Annotated in this window: 6 protein-coding genes; all 6 read left to right on the top strand. The window is 68.6% G+C overall.

The genetic code is table 11. The annotated features are described in order from the left end of the window. Nucleotides 1-349 precede the first annotated feature (349 nt). Entirely contained in the window at nucleotides 350-1000 is a 651-nt protein-coding gene (locus ACFWBT_RS41865) for a DUF4230 domain-containing protein (protein ID WP_385709731.1), read from the top strand. A gap of 137 nt (nucleotides 1001-1137) precedes the next feature. Then, the gene (locus tag ACFWBT_RS41860; RefSeq protein ID WP_385709728.1) at nucleotides 1138-1503 is read left to right on the top strand and encodes a cupin domain-containing protein; all 366 of its coding nucleotides are present in this window, start codon (nucleotides 1138-1140) and stop codon (nucleotides 1501-1503) included. 244 nt (nucleotides 1504-1747) lie between these two features. Next, the gene (locus tag ACFWBT_RS41855) at nucleotides 1748-2407 is read left to right on the top strand and encodes a VanZ family protein (RefSeq protein WP_385709725.1); all 660 of its coding nucleotides are present in this window, start codon (nucleotides 1748-1750) and stop codon (nucleotides 2405-2407) included. Nucleotides 2408-2544: 137 nt separating this feature from the next. Further along, entirely contained in the window at nucleotides 2545-3792 is a 1248-nt protein-coding gene (locus tag ACFWBT_RS41850; RefSeq protein WP_385709723.1) for a ricin-type beta-trefoil lectin domain protein, read from the top strand. A gap of 190 nt (nucleotides 3793-3982) precedes the next feature. Continuing rightward, on the top strand, nucleotides 3983-4120 hold the full coding sequence (locus tag ACFWBT_RS41845) for a hypothetical protein (protein WP_385709720.1): 138 nt from the start codon (nucleotides 3983-3985) through the stop codon (nucleotides 4118-4120). Nucleotides 4121-4139: 19 nt separating this feature from the next. Beyond that, entirely contained in the window at nucleotides 4140-4568 is a 429-nt protein-coding gene (locus ACFWBT_RS41840; protein ID WP_385709718.1) for a hypothetical protein, read from the top strand. Nucleotides 4569-4775 lie beyond the last annotated feature (207 nt).

The raw sequence follows: 4775 nt of genomic DNA, 5'->3' as shown, positions 1-4775 counted from the left end.
CTGCACACCTACAACCACCACCGCTGCCACACCGCACTCGGAGGCAAACCACCGATCAGCCGTGTCAACAACGCTGCGGGTCAATACAGCTAGACCGTGTTCCGCGGCCCGCGGAACACCCAGGCCGTCGCCGGGTCGGCCCACCTCAACGTCGAACAGCGACGCGGGGCGGGGCGGGGCGGGACACTTCACGCGTGTCCCACCCCGCGGAGGCAGACGCGCAGCTCTCGATTTACCGCCGGCGTGTCCCGGACGCGCTGAAGCCGTTCAGCGAACCTTCCCGGTCCAACCGGGCGGCCTGCCAAAGGGCTTGGCGGGTACACGGACGGTTGAAAGGAGGACCGTCGACATGACGACGTCCATCAAGCGCATGCCCGGTTGGGCGAAGGTGGTCTCCGCCTTCGTGCTGGTGCTCGTGGTGCTCTTCGCCGGGCTGCGGCTGGCCGTTCTGCCGGGGCTGCGCGACGTGTTCGGCACGGAGACACACGACAATTCGGGCCCCACGCTTCTCAAGTCGATCCAGGACATGAGCCGTTACGACGCCGCCTCGGGCAACTTCCAGGTGGTCGTGGACCTGGAGAAGGACGCCAAGTACCTGCCCGACGCGATCCGCGGCACCCGCACGCTGTACGTGGGCGCCGGCACCGTCGACGCCTATGTCGATCTCGGGCACATCGGCCAGAAGGACGTGACGGTCAACGACGACCGAACGTCGGCCACGCTCCATCTGCCGCACGCGGCCCTGGGCAAACCCGCTCTCGACCCCGACCACTCCTACGCCGTCTCGAAGCAGCGCGGTCTCCTCGACCGGATCGGCGACATCTTCTCGGGCAACCCGAATGACGAGCGGGCCGTGCAGCGGCTCGCGGCCAAGCACATCGGCGCGGCCGCCAAGGACAGCCGGCTGACCGCGCGGGCCGAGGAGAACACCACCGGCATGCTCGAAGGCCTGTTGCGTTCTCTCGGCTTCAAGGAGGTGACCGTCACCTACGGTGCCTGAGTCCGGGCGGCAGCGATGGCGCCGGAGGCGATCACGTGGTCGCCCCCGGCGCCTGCCGCTGTCACGGAGGCGTTCCCCGGATGGCAGTCACGTCCGTGCGGGCAGACGATGGAAGGAGGCAAGGGAAGGGAGCCGTCATGCTGGAGATCAAGACGGTCGACAAGCCCGATGAGCGACGCGACTTCCCGCGCGGCCACCTCGAGGCGGTTCACATGAGCGGGCTCGACTTCGCCGTGGGAACCTTCGAACCGGGCTGGCGATGGTCCGAGTCCGTGGGCCCGATCGCCGGGACGAAGAGCTGCGAGGTCCACCACAACGGCTATGTCGTCCAGGGACGGATGCACCTCGTCATGGACGACGGCGGCGAGGGCGAGGTAGGGCCCGGCGACGTCTTCGTCTGTCCGCCCGGGCACGACGCCTGGGTCGTGGGTGACGAACAGGTCATCGTGCACGATTTCGCGGGAGGCATGGCCACCGACTACGCGAAGGCGAAGGACGCCTAGGGCCTGACCGATTCCCCGGATCGAGGCACCCCGGCCGAGCGCCGGCCCGGCCGAGGTGGGGCAAAGCGCTACGCCGACGAGGGCACCGCCGTGGGACACCGTCGAGGGTCCGACGATCCGGACCACGCCGGGGACATCGCGCTGCCGCGAAAGCCCTCCCCCTTTTGCCGAGTCCTGGGCATCCTCGGCCCCATCCGGGGTATCCGGGCTGCACCAGAGGGCAGTTTGATATGGGGAGGGTCGCATGGTCCGCACTGCGTTGCGCACGCGTGCCGCGAAGGCAGGTCGCCGGAAATCGGCACCGAAGTCAGGATCGGACCGGGGGAAGTCGGCGTCGAAGTCCGAGCGGGGCAAGGGGGCCTCGAAGTCCGAGCGGGACAGGTCGGAGAAGCCGCGGTCGCTCTTCGGCCGCCGGACTCCGCCGGCCCCGGCACGAGAGCCCAGTGCCCTGGCGCTGCCCTTCCGGCTGCTGGCCATGCTGATCGCCTTCGCGGCCATGGTCGCCTTCGCGGTCGCACTGGCCCGGCTGACGCTGGAGCCCTCACCGGCGTCGACCGCGCTGATCCACGACAACCTTCACCCCGGGCGCTCCCTGCGGGCCTATCTCGACCAGCCGGAGCTGCGCGACGCCGTCAAGCAGATCGGCGGGAACCTCCTGCTCGGCGTGCCCTTCGGAGTGCTGCTGCCCGTGGTGTTCCCGAGGACCCGCGGAATCCTGCGCGTCCTCGCGCTCACCGCGGTGGTCATGCTCCTGGTCGAGCTGGTCCAGGGAGCCCTCATCACCGGGCGGTCCTTCGACATCGACGACGTCATCCTCAACACGACCGGGGCGCTGGTGGGTTACCTCCTTCTGGGACGCCGGTTCGGCCGGGCGGTGCACCCGAGGAAGCGTCTTCGCGCCTGAGGCATCACCCCGAGTATTGGTCCGGACCAGAGTCTTGACACTCCCTTACCTCACTTCTTAAATCAAGAGGCGAAGCATGCACCCCCCACCTCAGTCGGCTCACTCTCCCCCCGGGTAGCCGTACGGAAATGAGAGTCATGGACTCCCCACGCCTGCTCCGAAGATGCCTCTTCGCCGCACTGTCCGCCGCGCTCGTCGCCTCCGCCTCGGCCGTCGTCGCTCCCGCCCACGCGGGTCCGGCGGCCGCCGCGGCGGCCGTGACGTTCCAGGACACCTTCGACGGTCCCGCCGGTTCGGCCGTCGACTCGTCCAAGTGGCAGACAGAGACCGGCGACAACGTCAACAACCATGAACGGCAGTACTACACGTCGGGCAACAAGAACGCGGCGCTGGACGGCCAGGGCCATCTGGTGATCACGGCCCGCAAGGAGAATCCCTCCAACTACCAGTGCTGGTACGGCACATGCCAGTACACGTCGGCCCGGTTGAACACCTCCGGGAAGTTCACGTCGACGTACGGACATGTCGAGGCCCGGATGAAGATCCCGCGCGGGCAGGGCATGTGGCCGGCGTTCTGGATGCTCGGCAGCGACATCGGACAGGTCGGCTGGCCGAACTCCGGCGAGATCGACGTCATGGAGAACGTCGGCTTCGAGCCGTCCACCGTGCACGGCACGATCCACGGTCCCGGGTACTCCGGGTCCGGCGGTATCGGCGCCGGCTACTCCCTGCCGAACGGCCAGGCCTTCGCGGACGCCTTCCACACCTTCGCGGTCGACTGGGCACCGAACACGATCACCTGGTCGGTGGACGGAACGGTCTACCAGCGGCGTACGCCCGCCGATCTGGGCGGCAACAGCTGGGTGTTCAACAAGCCGTTCTTCCTGATCCTGAACCTCGCGGTCGGCGGGTACTGGCCCGGCGACCCCGACGGCTCCACCACGTTCCCGCAGCAGCTCGTCGTCGACGAGGTGAAGGTCACGACGAGCGACAGCTCCGGCGGCACCGCCGCTCCGATCAAGGGCCTCGCGGGCAAGTGCGTGGACGTGGCCGCCGCCAATTCGGCCAACGGAACGCCCGTACAGCTCTACGACTGCAACGGGACCGCCGCCCAGCAGTGGACGGTGTCCTCGGACGGCACGATCCGCGCGCTCGGCAAGTGCCTGGACGTCACCGGCAACGGCACGGCGGACGGCACCACGGTCCAACTGTGGGACTGCAATGGCGGTCCCAACCAGAAATGGACGGTCAGCGCGGCTCGCGACATCGTGAACCCGCAGGCCGACAAGTGCCTCGATGTCACGGGCAACAACTCGGCCAATGGCACACGACTGCAGATCTGGTCGTGTTCCGGCGGAGCCAACCAGAAGTGGACGGTCGGCTGACAGACCGCTCGGGCGGTGTGGGTTCGCAGCCCCATAGGCCCATCTCGCCCTGGAAGGTCTGTTCCACACGCCACCTGGAGTCGGCGACCCTGACCCGAGCCGTCAGCGTCGCCGACCATCACTGCCAGCCCCGGATCAAGGGCGGTTGTTTCTGGAAGACGTGGTCCCGGGCGTCCATGATCACGCCGGCGTGATCACCAAGGTGGAGAACGGCAAGGCCTACGTCACCGCGCGCAACGACAACCGGCTCGACAAGCCGTTGAACGAGTACCTGACGGGGGCCGGCAAGGGAACCGACTACTCGATCATCCGCGTCAAGCCCAACTGATACTGGTGGGAAGGTGCGTATGAAGAAGAGGGTCATCCTGCTGGGCAGCGGCATAGTCGTCGTTGTCGTCGGGCTCGCCGCGGCCGTGTGGTGGAACTGGTTCCGGGCGCCCTACGCCCTGGCCGACTCGCCCAAGGTCGACGTGGCAGTGCGCGCCGACAAGTCCGAGTACCCCGACGTTCAGGAGACGGCCGAGGACGTCGACACCCTCGTACGGATCTATGTGCAGCGGCTCAAGGACGGCGACGCGAAGGGGGTTGCCGAGCTCGCCGGGCCCGCGTACAAGAAGCCCGGGCCGGCCTCGGCCAAGTACGTGCGCGAGTACGGCGAAGCCGCGGGCGGGCACGTCGAGGTCACTGCTGGAGGGGGCCGTCGACTACTTCAACCCGGTGACGGTGACGTACGAGGAGACCGGCCAGCGGCAGGAGCTGCTGCTGGTCAAGGATGACGGACACTGGTGGATCGGCCTCGGCGACGGCGACCCGGCGGCGGGCCAGTAGCGACAACCGCGGAAGGGGTCGGACGTCGCCTGGGCTCCAGGAGCCGCCGCAACACCCCGGTTGAGGGGGTCCAGGCGGGGCGGATGCGCGGCCCCCCGCCCGGCCCGGCGCGACGGGGCGTCCGGGGCCGGTCGGACACGGGCACGGCTCCGGGG

The organism is Streptomyces sp. NPDC060027, from assembly GCF_042737005.1.
Taxonomy (GTDB): Bacteria; Actinomycetota; Actinomycetes; order Streptomycetales; family Streptomycetaceae; genus Streptomyces.
The sequence above is the reverse complement of the archived record's forward strand: the minus strand, read 5'-3'. Positions and strand labels throughout refer to the sequence as shown.

What these genes read in the sequence shown, in the direction of transcription:
- ACFWBT_RS41865 (WP_385709731.1), top strand. Translation starts at nt 350, where the DNA reads ATGACGACGTCCATCAAGCGCATGCCCGGTTGGGCGAAGGTGGTCTCC.
- ACFWBT_RS41860 (WP_385709728.1), top strand. Translation starts at nt 1,138, where the DNA reads ATGCTGGAGATCAAGACGGTCGACAAGCCCGATGAGCGACGCGACTTC.
- ACFWBT_RS41855 (WP_385709725.1), top strand. Translation starts at nt 1,748, where the DNA reads ATGGTCCGCACTGCGTTGCGCACGCGTGCCGCGAAGGCAGGTCGCCGG.
- ACFWBT_RS41850 (WP_385709723.1), top strand. Translation starts at nt 2,545, where the DNA reads ATGGACTCCCCACGCCTGCTCCGAAGATGCCTCTTCGCCGCACTGTCC.
- ACFWBT_RS41840 (WP_385709718.1), top strand. Translation starts at nt 4,140, where the DNA reads ATGAAGAAGAGGGTCATCCTGCTGGGCAGCGGCATAGTCGTCGTTGTC.